Source organism: Rhizobium sp. ARZ01, assembly GCF_014851675.1.
Classification (GTDB): Bacteria; Pseudomonadota; Alphaproteobacteria; order Rhizobiales; family Rhizobiaceae; genus Mycoplana.
In genome coordinates this window covers 530,830-550,964 of the sequence record NZ_JACVAE010000001.1, presented here as the reverse complement: position 1 = coordinate 550,964, position 20,135 = coordinate 530,830, and the positions used below count along the sequence as shown (strand labels likewise).

18 protein-coding genes are annotated in these 20,135 nt (G+C 63.5%); 8 read left to right on the top strand and 10 right to left on the bottom strand.

Annotated elements, in window-relative coordinates:
- Window positions 1-105 precede the first annotated feature (105 nt).
- The 8 genes from IB238_RS02615 to IB238_RS02580 all read right to left on the bottom strand — a co-directional run bounded on the left by IB238_RS02615 (window position 106) and on the right by IB238_RS02580 (window position 6,317).
- Entirely contained in the window at window positions 106-579 is a 474-nt protein-coding gene (locus IB238_RS02615; protein WP_192243296.1) for a DUF2163 domain-containing protein, read from the bottom strand.
- Entirely contained in the window at window positions 576-1,214 is a 639-nt protein-coding gene (locus IB238_RS02610) for a DUF2460 domain-containing protein (RefSeq protein WP_192243294.1), read from the bottom strand. Before IB238_RS02610 ends, IB238_RS02615 begins: the two co-directional genes overlap by 4 nt.
- A gap of 3 nt (window positions 1,215-1,217) precedes the next feature.
- Complete coding sequence (locus IB238_RS02605; protein ID WP_192243292.1) at window positions 1,218-1,757, bottom strand: phage tail tape measure protein; 540 nt, start codon at window positions 1,755-1,757, stop codon at window positions 1,218-1,220.
- Window positions 1,758-1,904: 147 nt separating this feature from the next.
- Window positions 1,905-2,165 (bottom strand): rcc01693 family protein, encoded by a 261-nt coding sequence (locus IB238_RS24875; protein ID WP_192243290.1) that lies wholly within the window; start codon window positions 2,163-2,165, stop codon window positions 1,905-1,907.
- Complete coding sequence (locus IB238_RS02595; RefSeq protein ID WP_192243288.1) at window positions 2,116-3,096, bottom strand: phage portal protein; 981 nt, start codon at window positions 3,094-3,096, stop codon at window positions 2,116-2,118. Before IB238_RS02595 ends, IB238_RS24875 begins: the two co-directional genes overlap by 50 nt.
- A gap of 306 nt (window positions 3,097-3,402) precedes the next feature.
- Window positions 3,403-4,053 (bottom strand): hypothetical protein, encoded by a 651-nt coding sequence (locus IB238_RS02590; protein ID WP_210333450.1) that lies wholly within the window; start codon window positions 4,051-4,053, stop codon window positions 3,403-3,405.
- 172 nt (window positions 4,054-4,225) lie between these two features.
- Window positions 4,226-5,428, bottom strand: coding sequence for a terminase family protein (locus IB238_RS02585; protein WP_246723570.1), 1,203 nt, complete (start codon window positions 5,426-5,428; stop codon window positions 4,226-4,228).
- Between the two features lie 310 nt (window positions 5,429-5,738).
- Entirely contained in the window at window positions 5,739-6,317 is a 579-nt protein-coding gene (locus tag IB238_RS02580; RefSeq protein ID WP_192243284.1) for a hypothetical protein, read from the bottom strand.
- 410 nt (window positions 6,318-6,727) lie between these two features.
- Here IB238_RS02580 and IB238_RS02575 point away from each other — a divergent pair, with 410 nt between their 5' ends.
- The 4 genes from IB238_RS02575 (at window position 6,728) to IB238_RS02560 (ending at window position 11,589) form a co-directional block, all read left to right on the top strand.
- Window positions 6,728-7,060, top strand: a complete 333-nt coding sequence (locus tag IB238_RS02575; protein ID WP_192243282.1) for an MmcQ/YjbR family DNA-binding protein — start codon at window positions 6,728-6,730, stop codon at window positions 7,058-7,060.
- 184 nt (window positions 7,061-7,244) lie between these two features.
- A complete protein-coding gene (locus IB238_RS02570; protein ID WP_192243280.1) occupies window positions 7,245-8,561 on the top strand; it encodes a UDP-glucose/GDP-mannose dehydrogenase family protein in 1,317 nt (438 codons plus the stop codon).
- A gap of 1 nt (window position 8,562) precedes the next feature.
- Window positions 8,563-9,603 carry an NAD-dependent epimerase/dehydratase family protein gene (locus IB238_RS02565; RefSeq protein ID WP_192243278.1) on the top strand — a complete coding sequence of 347 codons (1,041 nt, stop codon included), beginning with the start codon at window positions 8,563-8,565 and terminating at the stop codon, window positions 9,601-9,603.
- A gap of 252 nt (window positions 9,604-9,855) precedes the next feature.
- Entirely contained in the window at window positions 9,856-11,589 is a 1,734-nt protein-coding gene (locus tag IB238_RS02560) for an adenylate/guanylate cyclase domain-containing protein (RefSeq protein ID WP_246723467.1), read from the top strand.
- Window positions 11,590-11,598: 9 nt separating this feature from the next.
- Here IB238_RS02560 and IB238_RS02555 read toward each other — a convergent pair whose 3' ends face one another.
- Together IB238_RS02555 and IB238_RS02550 are read right to left on the bottom strand one after the other, a co-directional pair.
- Window positions 11,599-12,084: a class I SAM-dependent methyltransferase gene (locus tag IB238_RS02555; protein ID WP_192243277.1), complete on the bottom strand. Its 486-nt coding sequence runs from the start codon at window positions 12,082-12,084 to the stop codon at window positions 11,599-11,601.
- Between the two features lie 22 nt (window positions 12,085-12,106).
- A complete protein-coding gene (locus tag IB238_RS02550) occupies window positions 12,107-13,444 on the bottom strand; it encodes a nucleotide sugar dehydrogenase (protein WP_246723569.1) in 1,338 nt (445 codons plus the stop codon).
- Window positions 13,445-13,687: 243 nt separating this feature from the next.
- Between IB238_RS02550 and IB238_RS02545 the strand changes: the two genes are divergently transcribed.
- The 4 genes from IB238_RS02545 (at window position 13,688) to IB238_RS02530 (ending at window position 20,134) form a co-directional block, all read left to right on the top strand.
- A complete protein-coding gene (locus IB238_RS02545) occupies window positions 13,688-15,052 on the top strand; it encodes an adenylate/guanylate cyclase domain-containing protein (RefSeq protein WP_192243273.1) in 1,365 nt (454 codons plus the stop codon).
- Between the two features lie 174 nt (window positions 15,053-15,226).
- On the top strand, window positions 15,227-16,204 hold the full coding sequence (locus tag IB238_RS02540; protein ID WP_192243271.1) for a polysaccharide lyase: 978 nt from the start codon (window positions 15,227-15,229) through the stop codon (window positions 16,202-16,204).
- 130 nt (window positions 16,205-16,334) lie between these two features.
- A complete protein-coding gene (locus tag IB238_RS02535) occupies window positions 16,335-18,227 on the top strand; it encodes an ABC transporter ATP-binding protein (RefSeq protein ID WP_192243269.1) in 1,893 nt (630 codons plus the stop codon).
- On the top strand, window positions 18,224-20,134 hold the full coding sequence (locus tag IB238_RS02530; protein ID WP_192243267.1) for an ABC transporter substrate-binding protein: 1,911 nt from the start codon (window positions 18,224-18,226) through the stop codon (window positions 20,132-20,134). The genes IB238_RS02535 and IB238_RS02530 overlap by 4 nt, the downstream gene beginning before the upstream one ends.
- The last annotated feature ends 1 nt before the right edge of the window (window position 20,135 follow it).

The window sequence follows — 20,135 nt, the reverse complement described above, 5'->3', positions numbered from 1 at the left end:
CAGCCGTTGGCTTACGCGAGCGCTCCGCCCCCTCCTCCCGTCACCCCGGACTTGATCCGGGGTCCAGCCGCACCGCGTCGGCGGCGCGAAAGGGCATTTTTGCGCTCAAGGACTTGAGCGCGCTGGATGCCGGATCAGGTCCGGCATGACGGGAGAGTGGTTACGCTTCAGCCGTCTCCGGAAACCGAAATACGGCGCAGATCCGACGTCGCCAGGCCGGTACGATCGCGGACTCGACCACAGAAGCATGCGTCGCTCGGGATGCTGCCAGTCGACGAGAAAGACTTCGACCCGCGCACCGTCATAGCGTCCGGCAACAAGATCCGCCTCGCTGATCGCCGCCGACGAAAAGCCGCCGGCGATCTCGCTCGCCTCGGTGGCGAGCCCAGACCCCATCTCGGCGTCACTCGCCTGAAAACCGCTTGCGGCGCGATAGGTCAGCCCGGCAAACGACAGGTCGCGGTCGTGCTCGGTAAGGCCCAGCACGGTCCCGTCCTTGCGCGTTACCCGCCAGCATTGGCAGACGGTCGTCACGTCGCCCGCGAGATGGTCTGCGAGATCCTCCGGGATCTGTCTCATGGCGCGATCTCCACCAGCGGGATGGATGGAATGCGCCCGGCGTTGAATTGCGCCAGGTCGATGTCGATCCGGTCGGTGTCGAAGCGCACGGGTACGTCAAATTCGAAGCCGGCCCGCACGATTTGCCCACTTTTTGGCACGGCCCCCGCCGAGAAAGTGATGAGGCCGGCTGCATAATCGACTGAGTATTGCGCCGCGGGCACGATCGCACCGGCGACCGAGATGACGACGCTGCCCATCACCGGCTTTGCGATCGTCCGTGTCGTTGCGCCGCCCGCGTCCAGATAGGACTTGGTCAATTGAAACGCCGCTGTCGTTCCGTCACCGGTGCCGATCCGCTGGTCGGTTGCCGAAACGACCTCGTTTGGTCCGCAGGACTTACAGTCGACCGGATCGCGGAAGCGGAAACCGTAGAGCTGTCCCGCTCGGGCCTCGAAGAAGGCAAGTACTGCGTAGAGATCGTCAATCGAGCGAACGCCGGAGCCGGCATCGTATTGGCGCCTTGCATCCTGCCAGCGGCGGTTCCTGTTTTCCCGCCCGTTAGAGAGCGAGACAATGTCGGTGCGCCGCACCGGCCCGCCACTCGTTCCAAGGGCGATTCGCAGCGGAAAGCGCACTTCGTGAAATCCTGCCATGTCTCAAAGCCCCCGCTGCCCGCGCCCGACCGCCCGCGTCAGCATCGCCGCAACCTGCCCCTGCGAGCGCATGAAGCTTCCCGCATCTGTCGCGGTCACGTTGAAGACGATGCTTGTTCCGCCGCCGCCCTCGCTCGCTGCCACCCCGAGCGATCCGTCGGCACCGCGCCGCAACGGCAGGATCGCCTCCGCCCCGGCTTCGCCCATCAACCCGAGACCACCGCCCGAGGAGAAATAGGTCGGCGCGGCCACCACGCCGCCCTTGGCAAAGGGCGTCGCCTTGCCCGCAAGCCCGGAGATTCCGGACGCCAGCAATCCCTCCAGTGGCTTCAGGCCGACGGAAAGCCCGATATTGCTGATCCGCAGCGCCAGGCCCTTGAGCACGTCCTCCAGCCCCCGCCCGTCCACTGTTGCCGATTTCAACGCGCTTCCCAACGCCGTTCCGAAAGAGCGCGAGCGCGCTTCGAGGTCGTCGAAGACCGACCGCAACGCTTCCGCGCTCTCCACCGTCTCGACCAGGGGGCTGCCATCCGGTTCCGTCATCTTGCCGCTCCGTTCTCTGAAAAGGTGCTGCCGCTACATGCACGCGCCAAGGCCTGCTTTTCGGAGGGGCCAGTTCCCCCGGCGAAAGACATGTGCAAGGACAATGGCCTAAAGCGCTGAAAATGCTTCTGGAAGATCGCGGCGCGCCTAGGGTCGGACCACATGCGCTGGCACACCATCGGGAAACGCCTGCAAGAGCGCTTCCAGCCCCCGCCGGTCTGGCGCGCCATTGCCACCGCCGCGCAAGCCGGCCGCTATCGCAAACTCCAGCGGGGTCATCGACCAGAATATTTTGGGATCAAGCCGCATCCTGCAGAGGCCAATGTGCAGCACCGCCTCCCAAGGGAAAGGCGCTGTCTCATGGTTCAATTCGCCGGATGCGGCAGTTGGCCTCCTGGTAGTTCGCATAGGTCGCATCACCGGGAATGCCGATCAGCATCGGCGGTACCCCGAAGGCGAGCGCGATGTCGCGTGCCGCCCCGTTCTTCGCCTCGATGAAATCCATCTCGCGCGGGCTCATCCCCATCGCCTTCCAGTCCAGCCCGCCCTCCAGCAGCATCGGTCGGCCGGCCTGCGCGGGGCCGGAGTAGCCCTCCTCCAGTTCCGCCTTCAGCCGGTCGTACTGATCGGCTGAAAGGTTGCCGCCCTCCTTCGGCTGGTAGACGAGCGCGCCCGAGGGCCGCGCCGAGTTGTCGAGCAGCGCCTTGTTCCAGTGCGCCGCAGCGTTGGAGAGGTCGAGCGCCACCGAGGCCGCCTCAAGCGGAGCGAAGCCAAGATGATCGTCGAGCGGATGAAATAGCCGCAAATGCAGCACACCCCCGCCCTCACCCGTCGCGGCCTCTCCCGCCGGATAGCGTCGCACACTACCGCCGACCCGATACTCGTAGGCCTCGGGCCAGCCGTCGCGCCCCTCGATCACCCGCATCCGGTCCGGGCGCAGCAGGTGCAGTTCGCGCAGGCCCGCCCCGATACGGACCCCCTCGACGAAGGCGTTGCCCGAGAGCAGCAGATGCCCGTACAGCGCCTCGAAGAACTCGTTACCGCCCATCCGGCCATTCGGCCGCACGAGCAGCTCCGCCAGCGGGTCGTCCGCCAGTTCATCCTCGCCCTCGTAGACGAGCCAGGGCACCGAAGCCGCAGCTTCGGCGATCATCCGCACCGCCCGATGCGCAACGGGATTCTTCATGAACCCTTCGCGCGCCAGCGATGCGTAGCTTCTGCTGGACCACCGTGCCCGCCCCTCGGCGGTCAGTGTCACGAACCCCGTCGCCTTCTTTTCGGGGACGGCAACGCGTTGCGCCCCGGCGCGCCGCCAGGGCAGAAGAAACGGAAATCTCATGGAATTGTCCTCGTTTGTTGCGAAGGCGCGCGCCTCCACCCGGTCAGTGGCCGCGCAGCAGCCGGCTATCGCTGGTCTGGCTCCACGGCGGCGCCCAAAATGGCAACCAGCGCAAGACGAGACCCTATGGTCTTATCGAACACTGGTTGCGATCATACGCCCCATGACTTCGAACCCGAAGGCGGCGGTTTTTGCGAACTGCCACGTCGAAAAGGTCGAAAATGCTTCGGCATTTCCTGCAAATTCTCTCCTGCAGAGCCGCAACAATCTGCCGCACAGATTGGACGAGGCTAGTAGATCCCGCCCCTAGCTGGTCGTGTAGCTGAGCGCGGAATAGTAGTGACGCGCGTAGTTTGCGATGTCCTTCGCCCGGTCGTACCCATTGATGATCTGCCGTGCGGCGACCCACTCCTCTTTCGCTCCGTTGAAGAAGTCCTTCAGCGGTCGACTGGTATAGAGCCCCTTGATCATACCATCGAACAGCATTGTCAGCGCCCCGGCAGGCTCCAGTGCGTCATCCGGCGAACCTTCGATGGCGAACTTTCTATAATTGTTCTTGCCGGTGATCTGCACAAGGCCGCGCCCGCGGTAGCGCCAACCGTCACCGCTCTCCTCGTCGCCGTTGCCAAGCCTGTTTGCATAGACCCGGTTTGCGATCTTTTCCGGCTTTCCGGCGTAGCTCGCTGCTTCCGCAGCGTTATCGAAGTACTTGCCGAACACCTCCATCAGGCGTTTTGACGAATAGTTGAGATTTTCCCGCACCGGCTGCATCCGTCTGCCAGTTTCGTGGTAGGCGGTGGCAAGCATGTAGGCGAGCCAGCGGTCGTCGTCCGTGGGAGTGTTCTTCTCCCACCGGTCGAGGATCGCCGAATGGCCGGCAACCGCTTCCTTGTCGGGACCGTGGTTGTAGAGGTACGTCTCCACCCGTTCGAAAAAGAACGCTCTATTGATCGTCATCTCTCCCTCCCGCGCCGCATCACGGGCATGGCGACGCGCGTTCCGGGCGGACCTAACCGCCCCGCGTGCCAGCACTCGATGCCCAATAGCTTCAGGCTTCACATTAAAGCACAATCATAATCGAAATACACTCATTAAGTGCTTTTCTGTTAATTACAATCCATAGACGTATTCAAATGCCACGTATCTTGGGCTCACCACGCCGGTCCAGTACCAGGGCCGTGAGCGCCCAGACGAGCGCATCCAGCCGATCAGGTGAACGGCCGGAGGAAAGCCCGTCCGGCCCGAAGTCGCACATCTGGTCTTCAAGTTCCGGGAAACTCCCCGCATGCACGACGCGCCCCTGCTCATAGAGAGCAGCAACCGGCTCGGCGCGCAGATACTTACCGCGCGTCGCCCGCACCATCGCTACCGGCAGAACCGTATCGATGCTTCTCAACATGGCGGGAACCATCTCGCCGCCCTGGTTCACCTCGGCGACGATCCGGTCGGCGTCAAAACGGCGAAAGGCACGCACCACCGCATTCGCCCAGCCTGCCGGGCTGGCCCCGGTTACGGAGGCATCCGCCAGCACCACCGCCCTTCCCGTTCCGTCCAGCCCGGCGACGACGATGCCGCAGCAGGAGTGGCTCGATGCCGTCGCCGGCGGGTCGACCGCCACGACGATCCGCGAGAGCGGCCCCGGCATACGCTGGCGCACCGCCTCGATCCGTTCCCGGTTCCACAGCGCGTCCTCACGATCGCTGATCAATTCACCGTCGAGTTCCTGCCGGCCAAGCCGTGTCCCGCCATAGCGCTCCTCCATCGCTTCGAGGAAGCCCGCCGCCAGGTTCCCTGCATTGTCGGTCGTGCGGATGCGCCGGAGCACTGTCCCCCGGTCGGCCGTGAGGCTCCTCAGCAGCGGGATTGGTCTGGGTGTCGTCGTCACAAGCGCCTGCGGCCTCTCGCCAAGCCTGAGGCCGAACTGCAGCATGTCCCATGTCTCCTGCGCATGCCGCCATTTTCCAAGTTCGTCGCACCAGGCGAGATGGAACTGCGGTCCACGCAGGCTTTCGGGATCCTCTGACGAAAAGACTTGCGCGATCGACCCATTGGGCCAGACCAGTCGCCGGCGCGATGCTTCGAATTCCGGGCGCTGGTCCCGCGCGATCCGGCAAATGCCGGATACGCCGTCGATCATCACTTCACGCGCATCCCCCAGTGTTTCCGCCACCAGCGCGATCCGCAGATTCGCCGTCGTCCGCGCCGTCTCGTGCACCCACTCTGCACCGGCGCGCGTCTTGCCCGAGCCGCGCCCGCCCATGAGCAGCCAAATGCGCCAGTCACCCTCAGGCATCTCCTGGGCGGGATGGCGCTGCATATTCCAGCGCCGCATGGCCTGGCTGATCACCCCCGCAGTGGCGCTCGCATCTCCGAAGTCGAACGGTTGCTCGTTTGCAAATTCGGCCACATCGGCATTGTCCTGCACCGCGCGTTTGGCCGCGGGAGCCGGGCTGCCACCGTTGGTGGACCGGTCGGGAACCGCGGCAGCCTCTTCCTCCCCCTTGCGCTCCAGCGCTGTCAGGGCGTCGAGTGCGGCCTTTCGTACAGCCTCGCAACGCTCGCCGGCCCGGTCCGCCTCTTTTGTCATGCGATCCGCCATGTTCAGGAATGCGCTTCGAACTTTCCTTGCAAGCCTCCCCTGCTCACGGGCCGTTCTTCCCGTCGCTGCCGGTCCCCATCGCCGGATCGGCGGCCGGCGCCTTCCCGCATCGCTCATAATCCGCCTTCCATTGTTCGAAATAGGCATCCGCCTTCGCCTTCACGCGCCGGTCGAACTCAGCGACCACCGCGTCATAGTCGGCCACCTCGCCGCGACGCTCATTGGTATCGCGCCGCTCGCTCAGAATGGTGCGCTGTAGGCTGTCGATCTTCTCGAGCGTCCGCACGATCAGGGAAACCGCTTCGATCGCCGCCTTCGCATCGGCCTGGGCGAGCTTGCGGTCCGCTTCGTCCTCGGCCGTGTCCGCCACTTGCTCCGCCGTGCGGCGCTGGCTTTGGAACCGTTGGAACCGCTCGCGCAGTTCCTTCGTCATCTCAGCCAGCATCGCCTGCATCTCGTCGAGCGGATCGCCGTCGGACTCCGCCTTTACGTCGAGGCACACGGCTGCTGTGTTGGCGCAGCCTGATTCCTCCCACCCTGAGCCACGGGCAAATCCGTCATAAGGGACCTGCGTCGTCGACACGCCGAACAGGGCGGCATCGACATTGTCGAATGTGTGCATGCATCGGCTCCGGAAAAAGAGAAAGCGCCGCAGTCCTTTGGGGATCGGGCGCTTTCCGTCTCAACTCTGTGCCAGCCGGCCGGCGGGCGGATATCGTCAGATATGAGAACCGGTGGTCGTTCGTCTCTTTGCCTTGCCGAGTACCTCCTGGCAAGACCGAGCTTCATCGAACGCTTCTGCCGCCTGCACGTTTTCCCGGTAGCGATCTCTTCTTCTTCCGGGACCTTGCCGCGTCTTCCGGTGGCTGGGCGATCTCTCCGCCCGCACTTTTCCGACTGTAGTCAAACACTAGCAAAGCACCGTGACGCTGTCAAGGATTTTTTTCCTATTTCTGCGATTTCGATCATCGGCGCAGCCTCCCCCCACGTAGGCTGCCTTCCGGGCCGTCGCGATCCGTGCTATTTTTTCGCATGACATCCGAGGACCTTGTACAGATGGCGCTGGCCCTGCCCGGCACCGAGGAAAATGCCCATTTCGGCAAGCGCGACTTCCGGGTGGCGGGGCGCATCTTCCTGTCCCTGCCGGAAGCGGGCCGAGCCGTTTGCAAGCTGACGCGCGGTCAGCAGGCCATGCTAGTGGAAACACAACCCGGCTTGTGCGCGGCAGTTCCCGGCGGTTGGGGCCACAAGGGCTGGACTTCTCTCTATTTCGATAGTGCCGAACTCGATACCGTCCACCACATCGTCGAAACGGCTTGGCGCAACGTTGCCGACGCCATGAATGACGGTGCCACCAAGCACTGAGATGCCTCTCAGGAAGCAACGTTCCCATTCAGGACAATGAGTTGTAGATTATGGTTTCGTTTATTTGCCCAGATGAATAGAAGTCGCTCTCTATCGCTGGATCGTCGGCGCTTCCCGATCGCGTCCGGTTCAGCGCGCAAACATCCCTTCACACGACCCACCCCAGGCAATCGAAAGGGTTCATATGCGAATTGCGATGATTGGCGCCGGCTACGTCGGCCTCGTTTCCGGCGTCTGCTTTGCCGACTTCGGCCATGAAGTCGTTTGCGTGGACAACGTCGTCGAGAAAATCGACGCCCTGCGCAAGGGTGACATTCCGATTTACGAGCCGGGGCTGCGGGAACTGGCCCTGTCGAACAGCGAGGCCGGCCGCCTGAATTTCTCCACTGATTTGGAGGCGGCCGTCGCCTGGGCCGATGTCGTCTTCATCGCGGTGGGTACCCCATCGCGGCGCGGTGACGGTCACGCGGACCTCACCTACGTCTACGCGGTCGCACGCCAGATCGCCCAGGCAGTCGATGGCTACACCGTGGTCGTCACCAAGTCGACCGTCCCGGTCGGCACCGGCGACGAGGTAGAGCGCATCATCCGCGAGACCAACCCGGACGCTGACATCTCCGTCGTCTCGAACCCCGAATTCCTGCGGGAAGGTGCGGCAATCAGCGACTTCAAGCGCCCCGACCGCATCGTTGTCGGCACCGACGATCCACGCGCGATCGCCATGATGACCGAGGTCTACCGTCCCCTCCACCTCAACGAGGGCCCGCTGTTCTTCTGCGAACGCCGTACGTCGGAATTGATCAAATACGCCGCCAATGCGTTCCTCGCCATGAAGATCACCTTCATGAACGAGATCGCCGACCTCTGCGAGCGCCTGGGCGCGGACGTGCAGAAGGTTGCCAAGGGCATTGGCTACGACAAGCGCATCGGTGACAAGTTTCTCCATGCCGGCCCGGGCTATGGCGGCTCTTGCTTCCCCAAGGATACGCTGGCACTCGTCAAGACGGCGTCGGATGCCGAAAGTCCGATGCGCCTGATCGAGACCACCGTCGCCATCAACGACAACCGCAAGCGCGCCATGGCCCGCAAGGTAATCGCCGCCTGCGGCGGCACGGTGCGCGACAGGAAGATCGCCGTTCTCGGCCTGACCTTCAAGCCCAATACCGACGATTTGCGTGAGGCCCCCTCCCTTACCATCATCCAGGCGCTGCAGGATCACGGCGCGCGCATCGCCGCCTTCGACCCGGAGGGCATGGAGGGTGCGCGTCAGCTTCTGCCGGAGGTCGAGTTCGGCAGCGATCCCTATGCCATTGCAGCCGGGGCGGACGCGCTCGTGCTCGTGACCGAATGGGACGAGTTCCGCGCGCTTGACTTCCGCCGGCTGCACGCAACGATGGCTTCACCGATTCTGGTCGACCTGCGCAACGTCTATCCGCCGCAGGAAGTCAGGCGCCACGGGTTCGAATATATCGGCATCGGCCGGGGCAGCGACAGGAACTGAGATGCGATATTTCATCACCGGAACGGCCGGATTCATCGGCTTTCACCTTGCGCGGCGACTGCTGGAGGAAGGACACGAAGTCGTCGGCCTGGACGGAATGACACAGTATTATGACGTCAGCCTCAAGGAAGCGCGCAATGCAGCGCTGATCCAGTTTCCAACGTACCGCTTTCATCGCCTCATGCTCGAGGAGGCAGCCCCGCTCCGGGAGGCGCTGGAAGAGGCGCAGCCGGATGTCATCGTCCATCTGGCAGCCCAGGCCGGTGTCCGCTACAGCCTCGAAGAGCCGAAGTCCTACGTCGAGACCAACATCCTCGGCACCTGGAACCTTCTGGAGGCGGCGCGGTTCGTCAATCCCCGCCACCTGATGCTCGCCTCCACCTCCTCGGTCTATGGGGCCAACGAGACCATTCCGTTCCGCGAGACCGACCGGGCGGATGAGCCGTTGACGATCTACGGCGCCAGCAAGAAGGCGATGGAGGTCATGGCGCACAGCTACGCCCACCTTTACCGCCTTCCCACCACCGCATTTCGCTTCTTCACGGTCTATGGCTCCTGGGGACGGCCGGATATGGCGCTGTTCAAGTTCACCAATGCCATTCTTGAGGGGCGTGAGATTGAGCTTTACGGCGAAGGCCGGATGAGCCGCGACTTCACCTATGTCGGCGATCTGGTCGAGGGTATGCTGCGCCTGTCCGCGGTCATCCCCTCGGAAGAAAACCGCATTGCCACGCCCGCCGGGCTCGACACCCTGTCGCATCAGGCGCCGTTCCGTATCGTCAACATCGGCGGCGGCCGGCCGGTCGGGCTGATGGATTTCGTCGCGACGCTTGAAGGAGCACTCGGCCGGCTGGCGCGTCGCAAGTTCCTGCCAATGCAGCAAGGCGACCCGCCACGCACCTATGCGAGCCCGGATCTGCTGTTCGCGCTCACCGGCTACAAGCCCGCAACCCCGCTTGCCGAAGGCGTGAAGGACTTCGTCGACTGGTATCGGGACCACTACGCCAGCCACCCGATGGCAGCTCCCGGCGGATCGACCTGAAGTCGGCGCAGAACGTTCCCCGGCACCGGTCCCGCTTCCCTGCTGCATTATCTGCCGTGCTTCACTGCGTGACGCCACGTTCGTTGAACGAGCAACGCAGCGTCAACAATCCGCCACCTTCTGCCGTACCAGTCGTTGGGCTATCTCGTTGTTGGCGAAGCAGACGAATGCGCGCACTTCTTCGGCAGACAGCTTGTAAGATCATCATCTGAAGCTCGCAGGAACGCTGTTTCAACCGTCCAAGGACCAGACATGAACAAGGCGATTGAGGCGCATATCCTTTCCGAGCGGTTTCTGCAGAAGCTTCGCCTCGGGTCCGGCCTCGTCATGCTCACATTCGTGGCGATGCATTTTATCAATCATGCCACTCTGCTTATCTCGCTCGGCACCGCCAACCGGGTCATGCAGGTGGTCTCAGCCATCTGGCGCAATCCGCTTGGCACCACCCTGCTCTATGGCGCCCTCGTCACGCATGTCCTCCTAGTGCTGCGGTCGATCCATCTGCGCCGAACGTTCCGCATGCCGCCGCGTGAGGCCGCCCAGATCGCGCTCGGTCTGCTGATCCCCTTCCTCATCATCGAGCACGCCGTTCCCGCCCGCCTGTCGCAGCCTCTCTACGGCATCGTCGTCGACTACCAGACGGTCGTTCGCAGCCTGTGGGTGGTCAATCCGCTCCAGGGCCTCCGGCAGACCGTCGCTTTACTGGTGATCTGGACGCACGCTTGCATAGGCGTCTATTTCTGGCTGCGCTTTCGCAGCTGGTACCGAACCGCATCGCCCTATCTGCTGACGGTCGCGATCCTCGTTCCCGCGCTTGCACTCCTCGGCTTTGCCGATACCGGTCGCACGTTCGCCCACATGGCGCAGAGTGCCCCGAAAATCCTCGATCCCGCCTATGCCCGAAGCCTGACGGCAACCCCGCCACCGATCGACCCGGCGATCGTCGCCGAGGGACTGGGGCGCATCAAGGCGGCGCTCTACCTGATCTTTTTCGGCGCAATCCTCCTTGTCCTTATCCTCCGACGTTTGCGCATGCTGGCCGAGCGCGCCTCGCAGATCACGATCCGCTATTCGAACGGCGCGCTGGTGCGCGCCCCGCGCGGCCTCAGCCTGCTCGAAGGCAGCCGCTACGGTCAGGTGCCGCACTACTCGGTCTGCGGCGGCAAGGGCCGCTGCTCTACCTGCCGCGTCCGCATCCTCGAGACTGACGGCCCGCTGCCGCCGCCGGGGCCGATCGAGGCCGCCACTCTCGCCCGCATCCATGCCGATCCGGGCGTCCGGCTCGGCTGCCAGCTTCACCCGACCGCTAACCTGAGCGTCGCCTTGCTGATGGCCCCGAACGCCGATGACGGGCTTCCAGTCGCCACGGAGCCTGTCCGCCCGGGCCGTGAGGAAGAGATCGTCGTCTTGTTCTGCGACCTCCGAAATTTCACCGACCTTTCGGAAGCGCGCCTTCCCTATGACGTCGTTTTCCTGCTGAACCGCTATTTCGCCATCGTCGGACAGGCAGTCGAACAGGCGGGCGGGCGGCTCGACAAGTTCATCGGCGATGGCGCCATGGCCCTGTTTGGACTGGGCGGCAAACGCGAGGACGCCTGTCGCCGGGCGCTGTCGGCAGCGGCCGCAATCGTGCGCGACCTCGGCCAGTTGAACGAGGAACTGTCGCGTGACTTTGCAATGCAGCTGCACATCGCGATCGGCATTCACACAGGCCCCAGCGTCGTCGGCATGATGGGCTATGGCGCGACGAAGAGCCTGACGGCGATCGGCGATACGGTCAACGTCGCAAGCCGGCTCGAGACAACGGCCAAGGAACATGACGTCGCAATTGCCATCTCGGAACCGGCCTTGCTGCAATCGGGAATGGCAGTCGACGGGCTGAAAAGCAGCGAGGTCGCGATACGCGGCCGCAGTGCGTCGATGCGGGTCTACCTCATCACCGACGAGGAGATCCGAAGGCTCGCGCCCAGGCTGGAGAAGGCGTGAGAGCCTTTCTCAGTCCCTCTTGCGGTACAGGAAGTACCGATTTTCCGGAACGCTCTCGGGCACCTTCAAGGCCTGCAGCGCCGGGTGCTCCAGCGGCAGGCCGCTTGCCGCGATCCCGCCGGCCGCAAGCATCCCAGCTACCATCTGCGGCAGCCAGGTCAGCGTCACGGCGTCCTTGTCCGGATAGCCCGTGCCGATATCCGCATGCACGAATGCCGCGTCCCCTGTCTCGAATGCCCTGCCCGTCTCGTTGATCTCGCCCAGCACAAGATTTTCCGCCTCGGGAATGGATGAGGCGTGCGCCCGGCAATCGCGATCGAAGGCGACGATCCGGCGATCGGCAAAGCACTCGCGCAGGTGATCGAACGTGCGCCCGTTACCGAGCCCGATTTCCATCACCGCCCCCTCGGACGGTAATTCCAAATCGTGGCTGATATGATTGAGGATATCGCGCTGCGCCGTCAGGCGGCGGATGAAACTGTCGAGACGGCTCATTGCCCGCAAACTCTCCTATGCGTCACGCCTTGACGATGTTTTCGCCGTCGATCCCGCGCCGCGCAAAAGCGTTGCGCGTATCTATGATCAGCGGCGACCATCTGGCCAGTGCGGCATAGTCTATCGAGTCGTGATCCGTCGAGATCAGCACCGCGTCGTAGGCGGAAACCGCCGCCTCGTCCAGCGCGACCGACTTCCGCCCCTTCAACGCCATGTACTCACGCGTCTTCGGGATCTCCGCTACGAACGGATCGTGATAGTCCGCCTCGCCCTTACGCTCCTCGATCAGTTCGATCAGCTTGAGCGAGGGACTTTCGCGAATGTCCGGGACGTTCTTCTTGTAGGCGAGCCCGATGACGAGGACGCGTGAGCGGCTGAGCGCCTTGCCGAGCCGGACGTCCAGCGCCTCCGCCAGCCGCCCGACCACATGGCGCGGCATGCTGGAATTGATCTCGCCGGCCAGTTCGATGAAGCGCGTGGGCAGCTCGAACTCGCGGGACTTCCACGTCAGGTAGAAAGGATCGATCGGGATGCAGTGCCCGCCGAGGCCCGGTCCCGGATAGAACGGCATGTAGCCGAACGGCTTCGTCTTCGCCGCATCGACTACCTCCCAGATGTCGATGCCCATCGCCTCGTAGAGCACCTTCAACTCATTGACGAGGGCGATATTGACCGCGCGGAACACGTTTTCGGTCAGCTTCACCGCTTCGGCCGTGCTGTTTGACGAGACCGGCACGATGGCCTTCACCACGGCACCGTAGAAAGCCTGCATCAGGCCGGACGCGGCCGGTCCGTCGCCGGCGACGATCTTCGGAATCGTCGCCGTGTCGAAGTCGCGGTTACCGGGGTCCTCGCGTTCCGGAGAAAAACCGAGGAAGAAGTCCGTTCCGGACCGAAGTCCGCCGCGTTCCAGGATCGGCCGCACCAGTTCGTCCGTTGTGCCCGGATAAGTGGTCGATTCCAGCACGACCAGTTGCCCGGGTCGCAGCGTCCGGGCGATCGCCTCGGCGGTCCTTGCGACATAGGACATGTCGGGCTCGCGGTGCTTCGTCAGCGGCGTCGGCACGCAGATGATGATCACGTCGCAGGACGAAAGCTGCGAAAAATCCACCGTGGAGCGGAACCGTCCCGCTTCGCTCTCGGCTTTCAGGGCCGCATCCGGCACCGCGTCGATATAGGACTTTCCGGCATCGAGCGCGACGATCTTTGCGGGATCGATGTCGAACCCGGTGACGTCAAATCCGTTTCGCGCAATCGTGATCGCGAGCGGAAGCCCGACATAGCCGAGCCCGATGACACCGGCGCGCGCGCTCTTGTCGGCAATGGCCTGCAGAAGATGTTCGGCGGAAGAAGGAAGCAAGGTCAAGGCGTTGTACCCGTTCAATCGTAGGGGTGACCATTGCGGGCAAATCCGTCGCGCGTCAAGCAGGCGAAGCGTTGCCGACGAGCCGAGACGAAACCGAAAAACAGATTTCTTCGGCACCGCTTCTGGTTTCGCGATGGCCCCCCACTTATATCATGCAACGGCGTCGCCAGGCCGAAACCAGCGGGGGCGAAGCTTTTGAGCAGAAGCGGGCGGGCTTCACATCGACAAGGACAAACGATGAACACGCGTGTAGCCGACGTTTCGAACATCCTCCTCGACCGGGTTTCCGCATGGCTGAAAACCACAGCCCTGAGCGGCGAAAGCCTGGAATATCTCATCACCGGGTTTTGCGAGCGGCTTGCCGCGGCGGGCCTGCCGCTTTTGCGCGTCCACTTAAGCTTTTCCATGCTGCATCCGCTCTATGACGCGCTGGGCTTCACCTGGATGCGCGGCCAGGGCGTCACCGTCGAGGGTTTCCGGGCCTCCGGCGGGGACACCGAGCCGTCCCGCTTCCTGCTCAGCCCCTACTACTATCTCCTCAGCAACAATCTCGACCACCTGCGCCGCCGCATCGATCCGACGGCCCCGTCTGAATTCCCGGTCTTCGACGACCTGAAGGCGATCGGCGTGACCGACTACATGGCGTTCGTCCAGTCCTTCGGCGAAGCGCCCGGCCAGGGCATGGTCGGCTCGTGGTCAACCGATGCGCCCGGCGGTTTCAACGACAACGTCATCGAGGCGCTTCTGAAGGTCCAGAACAGCCTCGCCGTTGCCGCCAAGATGGCTGTGCTCGGCAAGCTCGCCGACAACATGCTGATGACCTATCTCGGCGGCAACGCCGGCAAGCGCGTGCTCTCCGGCCAAATCCGCCGCGGCGATGGCGAGACTATCCGCGCCGCCCTGGTCATGGCGGACATGCGCCAGTCGACGGTTCTGGCCGAAAAGGAGGGCCGGCAGGCCTATATCGACACGCTGAACCAGTTCTTCGACGCCATCGCGATGCCCTTCAACCGCAACGGCGGTGAGATCCTCAGCTTCATCGGCGACGGTTTCCTCGCGGTCTATCCGTGCGGCCGGCACCGCGAGCCTTCGCAGGTGGCGGCAAAAGCGGCGATGTCTGCCGTCCGTCATGCCACAATGCGGATGAACGAGCTCAACGAGAAGCGCCGCAACGACGGGCTTGCCGATATCCGTTACGGCATCGGCCTGCACGTCGGCAACGTCATGTTCGGCAATGTCGGCCTCAAGGATCGCCTCACCTTCTCCGCCTTCGGCTCGGCCGTGAACGAGGTGCAGCGGCTGCAGGGGCTGACGAAGAAATATTCGCAGTCGATCGTCGCAAGCCAGACCTTCGCCACCTATTGCAGCGGCGAATGGGTCACTCTCGGCCAGGAAAAGCTGCGCGGCGTGCGCCAGAAGCTGACCGTGCTTCTGCCCGGCCAGACCAACCTCAAGCTCGACCGCGCCGAGGCCCTGGAAGCAGATGGCCGCGACGGGCGGTCGGAAGCCGAGCAGGTCATGCTGCTGTATCGTGACGCCCGCACGACCCGCGGGGGCGAACCGCGTTCGAAGGTTCCGATGATCGCGCGCGGGCTCAACTAGATCAGAGCCCGAGAATTTCAAAGCCGACTGGGCCCTTGCCTACGTGATTGCTTGCAACTGCAGGCGTCCGGCGGGTCGCGCGCCACCGTTCGCCGGAGTTGAATATTTACCCTATCTAATACATCCTCCCTCCCTGTCAGACATAAAATCAGTCACTCGGAACGGATGATCTTGATGGAGCCTGACCCGAACCCGGCGCGCCGCCCTTTCGACGGAGACGGTGCCGTTGCGCCATCGACCTGGAAGGCGCCCCTCTTCGACGGCTTCGAGGGCGACGGTTTCGCGCCCGCGGGCGGGCTCTACTATCGCGACAATGTCGAGCAGAGCGCCGGCACCGTCGAATTCCAGCGCGATGTCACCTATGGCAGCGCCGGCGCGCTGAAACTGAGCGTGCGGCCGATCTGGAACGGCAAGCATCACCGCAGCGAACGGGCGGAGATCTGGGAACACACGGCGCTGCGCGTACCCTATAACCAAGCCGTATGGTATGGCTTTTCGGTCCGTTTCGCCGATCCGATACCGCAGGACGACCACCGCCATCTGATCGCCCAGTGGAAGCGCGAGATCGGGCCGGGAGCGAAGGGCGACTACAGTCCTTTCCTGGCGCTCCGCCTCGTTCGCGGCCGGCTGTTTGCCACCGTCGAAACGACCTTTCCGTCAAGCCGGCGCAACCCTTCCGTCTCGACCGGCACATCGGGCCGCACCCCGGTCTGGCTCCGTCCGGAAAAGCGGCAGATGCGCGCGCTGGTCGCCACCGACCCCCACTGGGAGCAGCACGATGCGCGTCTCTTCAAGGCCTATTCGGATCGCATCACCGTCATCGACAGGGGAAACGGACTGCCGGCGCCGCAAAGCGGCTGGATTGATTTTGCGGTGCTGACCCGGCCAGGCCCGGATGGCACCGGACACATCGAGCTTTTCGCCAACGACCACTGGGTAGTGACGGTCCGGGGTCATATCGGCCACGACGAGCCGGGGCTTGGCTCCCGGCAGTACTTCAAGTTCGGCCCATACCGCTCTGCGACCCAGGGTGAATGGACGCTGTATTACGACAACTTTCGCCGTTCTGTCCGCAGCGAAGACGTTCTCGGACCTACGGGGCTTGCAGCGCTAAGGGCCGATGCGGCGGCAAGGCTCCACGCAAGCAATTGATTTTAGTACGATATAATGGTGTCATATTCGTATGAAAGACACGCGGCAAATACGATGGACAGGTTCAAAAGCCTCCGTTAGTCTGCCAAAAATGACAAGGCACAAAAAGTAACCGAAGGATATTCCGGACATGATCTTAGGGGCAGATCTGTTACGGATCGAAGATCTCAGCATCTCGTTTGCAATGCTCGGGGGCCAGGTCGATGCCGTGAAGAGAGCAAGCCTGCGGGTTCTGCCCGGCAGGGTCACCGCGCTCGTCGGCGAATCCGGCTCGGGCAAATCCGTCATCAGCCAGTCGATCATGCGCATCCTGCCGCGCGTTGCAACCGCCAGCGGCAGGATTCTCTTCAACGACCCGCTGACCGGTGAGCAGACCGACATCCTGAAGCTGTCTCAGGACGGGCCGGACATCCGTGCCATCCGGGGCCGGCGTATCGGCAAGATCTTTCAGGAACCGATGACGTCGCTGTCGCCACTGCACACGATCGGCGACCAGGTGAGCGAAGTACTCACCATCCATGAGGATATGTCGAAGGACGAGCGCCGCGAGCGGACGATCGAGATGCTACGCATGGTCGGCTTTTCCAAGCCGGAGCGCGCCTTCAACATGTATCCGTTCGAGCTGTCCGGCGGCATGCGCCAGCGCGCCATGATCGCGCTCGCGCTGATCTGCCGGCCGGCGCTGCTGATCGCCGACGAACCGACCACAGCGCTCGACGTGACGATCCAGGCGCAGATCCTCCGGCTGCTGAAGGACCTGCAGCAGGAATTCAACATGGCGATGCTGCTAATCACCCATGATCTCGGTGTCGTCGCCAATGTCGCCGACGAGGTGGTGGTGATCTACCACGGCGAGATCATGGAGGCAGGCCCCGTCGAGGACATCTTCCGTCGGCCGGCCCATCCCTATCTCAAGGGCCTGATGGCCGCGGTGCCGCATTTCGACATGAAGCCCGGCGAACGGCTGAAGGCGCTGCGCGACGTGCCGGTCAATGCATCGCACCTGATCGGCACGACCGGCAGTACGAAGGAGGCCGCCGGTTCGGAGATCCTGCTTTCGGTGCGCGACGTCACCAAGTCGTTCCAGATCCGCAAGGGCGGCTTCTTCCGACCCTCGGTGGAAGCGCCCGTTCGTGCGGTCGACGGCGTCAGCTTCGACATACGCCGCGGCGAATGCCTCGGCCTCGTCGGCGAGAGCGGCTGCGGCAAGACGACCGTCAGCAAGATGCTTATGCGCGCCGTAACCCCGGATTCCGGCTCGATCACCTTCAACGACCGCAATGGTCCGGTCGACGTGCTCAAGGCCGAGGGCTCCGACCTGCAGAAGCTGCGCGCCAAGATCCAGATGGTGTTCCAGGATCCGGTCTCCTCGCTGTCGCCGCGCATGACCGTGCAGAACATCCTCGCAGAGCCGCTGGAGATCCACGACCGCGGCACGTCCAAGTCCCGCCAGGAGACGGTCGGCGCCCTGATGGAGGTGATCGGCCTCAACCGCCGCTACCTGAACCGCTATCCGCACTCGTTTTCCGGGGGCCAGCGCCAGAGGATCGGCATTGCCCGCGCGCTGGCGCTGGGACCCGAACTGCTCATCTGCGACGAGCCGGTGTCGGCACTTGACGTATCGGTGCAGGCACAGATCCTCAACCTCTTGAAAGACCTGCAAAAAGACCTCGGCTTGACCTATCTGTTCATTTCGCACAATCTGGCTGTTGTCGACTATATGGCCGATCGGATCGCGGTAATGTGCGCAGGGCGGATCGTCGAGCTTGCGCCGCGTGAAACGCTCATGCGGGCGCCCGTCCATCCCTATACGAAATCGCTCCTTGCAGCGGTGCCCTTCCCCGATCTCGACCGGCCACTGGACTTCTCGGCGCTGAAGGCTGCGAGCGCCAGCGACATGCGGAACTGGTCCGCACAGTTCCAGCGAGATCCCGGCGGCGACGGGCTGGCGACGGTGGATCTCGGCGAGGGTCACCTCGTGCTCGCCCGTCGGAATGCGGATGTGAAGGAGCTGCGCCCGTGATCACGCGTCGAACCCTTCTTGGCATGCTCGCCTCTACTTGCCTCCCGGTGTCTCTGGCGCAAGCAGCGGCCATGCTGCACGAACCGGAGTTCTTCAAGGACAAGCTCGCCGACGGCTCCCTGCCGCCGATGGCCGAGCGCATTCCGAAGGTTCCGCGCGTCGTCAACATGGCATCGATGGGGCGCACGCCCGGCCAGTATGGCGGCTCGGCGCGCATGATCATCGGCGGCCAGAAGGACATCCGCCTGATGACCATCAACGGTTACGCACGCCTCGTCGGCATCGACGAGCATCTCGTGCTGCAACCGGATATCCTCGAGAGCTTCGAACAGGTCGAAAACCGCGTCTATACCTTCCGGCTTCGCGACGGACATCGCTGGTCGGACGGACACCCCTTCACGACAGACGATTTCGTCTACTATTGGGAAGACGTGCTCAACAACAAGGAGATGCGTCCGCGCGGCCTGCCGCTCGATCTCCTCTCCGAAGGCCAGCCACCCCGCTTCGAGGTGGTCGACCCGCTGACGGTACGTTACTCGTGGGACGTCCCCAAGCCCGATTTCCTGCAGAGGCTCTCGGGACCCCAGCCGCTGACGATCGTGCTTCCAGCCCATTACATGAAGCAGTTTCATGCGAAATACGCCGATGCCGACACGCTAAAGAAGCTCGTCGAGGAAGAAGGCACCGACGACTGGACCGGCCTGCATATTAACCGTTCGCGGACCTACCGCCCGGAAAACCCGGACCTGCCGACGCTCGACCCGTGGCGCAATACGATCGCACCGCCGGCCGAGCAGTTCATCTTCGAGCGCAATCCCTATTTCCACCGCGTCGACGAAACAGGCCAGCAGTTGCCCTATATCGACAGGGTGCTGTTGAACGTCTCTGCCTCGGGCATCATCCCCGCCAAGGCCGGGGCCGGAGAAACCGACATCCAGGCGAACGGCCTCGACTTCGCCGACTACACGTTCCTCAAGGACGCCGAGAAGCGCTACCCGATCAAGGTCCGCCTGTGGGAGCACACGCAGGGCTCGCGCATCGCGCTGCTGCCGAACCTCAATTGCGGCGACCAGGTTTGGCGCGACCTCTTCCGCGACGTCCGCTTCCGCCGGGCGCTGTCGGTGGCGATCGACCGCGAGGAGATCAACAAGGCGAGCTTCTTCGGGCTGGCGCGCGAGAGCGCCGATACGATCCTGCCGCAAAGCCCCCTCTTCAAGGAGGAGTACCAGCGCGCCTGGGCACAGTTCGATCCCGGCCTGGCCAACCGGCTTCTGGACGAGGCTGGGCTGACCTGGAACGAGGACGAAAGCCTGCGCCTCCTGCCGGACGGACGGGAAGCGAGCCTAATCGTGGAATCGGCCGGCGAGAGCACGCTGGAAACCGACGTGCTGGAACTGGTCACCGACCACTGGCGGGAGGTGGGGCTGAAACTCCATGTACGCACCTCACAGCGCGACGTGTTCCGCAGCCGCGCACTTGGCGGCGAGATCATGATTTCGGTGCAGCAGGGCATCGACAACGGCATTCCGACCGCAGACATGTCGCCGTCCGCACTGGCGCCGACCGGCGACGAGCAACTGCAATGGCCGGTCTGGGGCTTGCACTATCTCTCTGCCGAACAGAAGGGCGAGGCGCCGGACCTTCCCGAAGCAAAACGGCTGGTCGACCTGATGAAGCTCTGGAAGCGCACGACATCGACTGCCGAGCGCGAGGGGATCTGGAGGGAAATGCTGTCGATCTACACCGACCAGGTGTTCTCGATCGGTATCGTCAACGGAACGCTGCAGCCAGTCCTTACCAACAGGAAGATCAAGAACGTGCCGGAGAAAGGGCTGTACGGCTTCGACCCGACTGCTTTCATGGGAGCCTACATGCCCGACACCTTCTGGTTCGACGGGAGCGCCTGAC

Excerpts from the sequence above, each read along its gene's own strand:
- IB238_RS02615 (WP_192243296.1), bottom strand. The coding sequence starts at position 579 with ATGAGACAGATCCCGGAGGATCTCGCAGACCATCTCGCGGGCGACGTG.
- IB238_RS02610 (WP_192243294.1), bottom strand. The coding sequence starts at position 1,214 with ATGGCAGGATTTCACGAAGTGCGCTTTCCGCTGCGAATCGCCCTTGGA.
- IB238_RS02605 (WP_192243292.1), bottom strand. The coding sequence starts at position 1,757 with ATGACGGAACCGGATGGCAGCCCCCTGGTCGAGACGGTGGAGAGCGCG.
- IB238_RS24875 (WP_192243290.1), bottom strand. The coding sequence starts at position 2,165 with ATGCGAACTACCAGGAGGCCAACTGCCGCATCCGGCGAATTGAACCAT.
- IB238_RS02595 (WP_192243288.1), bottom strand. The coding sequence starts at position 3,096 with ATGAGATTTCCGTTTCTTCTGCCCTGGCGGCGCGCCGGGGCGCAACGC.
- IB238_RS02590 (WP_210333450.1), bottom strand. The coding sequence starts at position 4,053 with ATGACGATCAATAGAGCGTTCTTTTTCGAACGGGTGGAGACGTACCTC.
- IB238_RS02585 (WP_246723570.1), bottom strand. The coding sequence starts at position 5,428 with ATGCGGCGCTGGAATATGCAGCGCCATCCCGCCCAGGAGATGCCTGAG.
- IB238_RS02580 (WP_192243284.1), bottom strand. The coding sequence starts at position 6,317 with ATGCACACATTCGACAATGTCGATGCCGCCCTGTTCGGCGTGTCGACG.
- IB238_RS02575 (WP_192243282.1), top strand. The coding sequence starts at position 6,728 with ATGACATCCGAGGACCTTGTACAGATGGCGCTGGCCCTGCCCGGCACC.
- IB238_RS02570 (WP_192243280.1), top strand. The coding sequence starts at position 7,245 with ATGCGAATTGCGATGATTGGCGCCGGCTACGTCGGCCTCGTTTCCGGC.
- IB238_RS02565 (WP_192243278.1), top strand. The coding sequence starts at position 8,563 with ATGCGATATTTCATCACCGGAACGGCCGGATTCATCGGCTTTCACCTT.
- IB238_RS02560 (WP_246723467.1), top strand. The coding sequence starts at position 9,856 with ATGAACAAGGCGATTGAGGCGCATATCCTTTCCGAGCGGTTTCTGCAG.
- IB238_RS02555 (WP_192243277.1), bottom strand. The coding sequence starts at position 12,084 with ATGAGCCGTCTCGACAGTTTCATCCGCCGCCTGACGGCGCAGCGCGAT.
- IB238_RS02545 (WP_192243273.1), top strand. The coding sequence starts at position 13,688 with ATGAACACGCGTGTAGCCGACGTTTCGAACATCCTCCTCGACCGGGTT.
- IB238_RS02540 (WP_192243271.1), top strand. The coding sequence starts at position 15,227 with ATGGAGCCTGACCCGAACCCGGCGCGCCGCCCTTTCGACGGAGACGGT.
- IB238_RS02535 (WP_192243269.1), top strand. The coding sequence starts at position 16,335 with ATGATCTTAGGGGCAGATCTGTTACGGATCGAAGATCTCAGCATCTCG.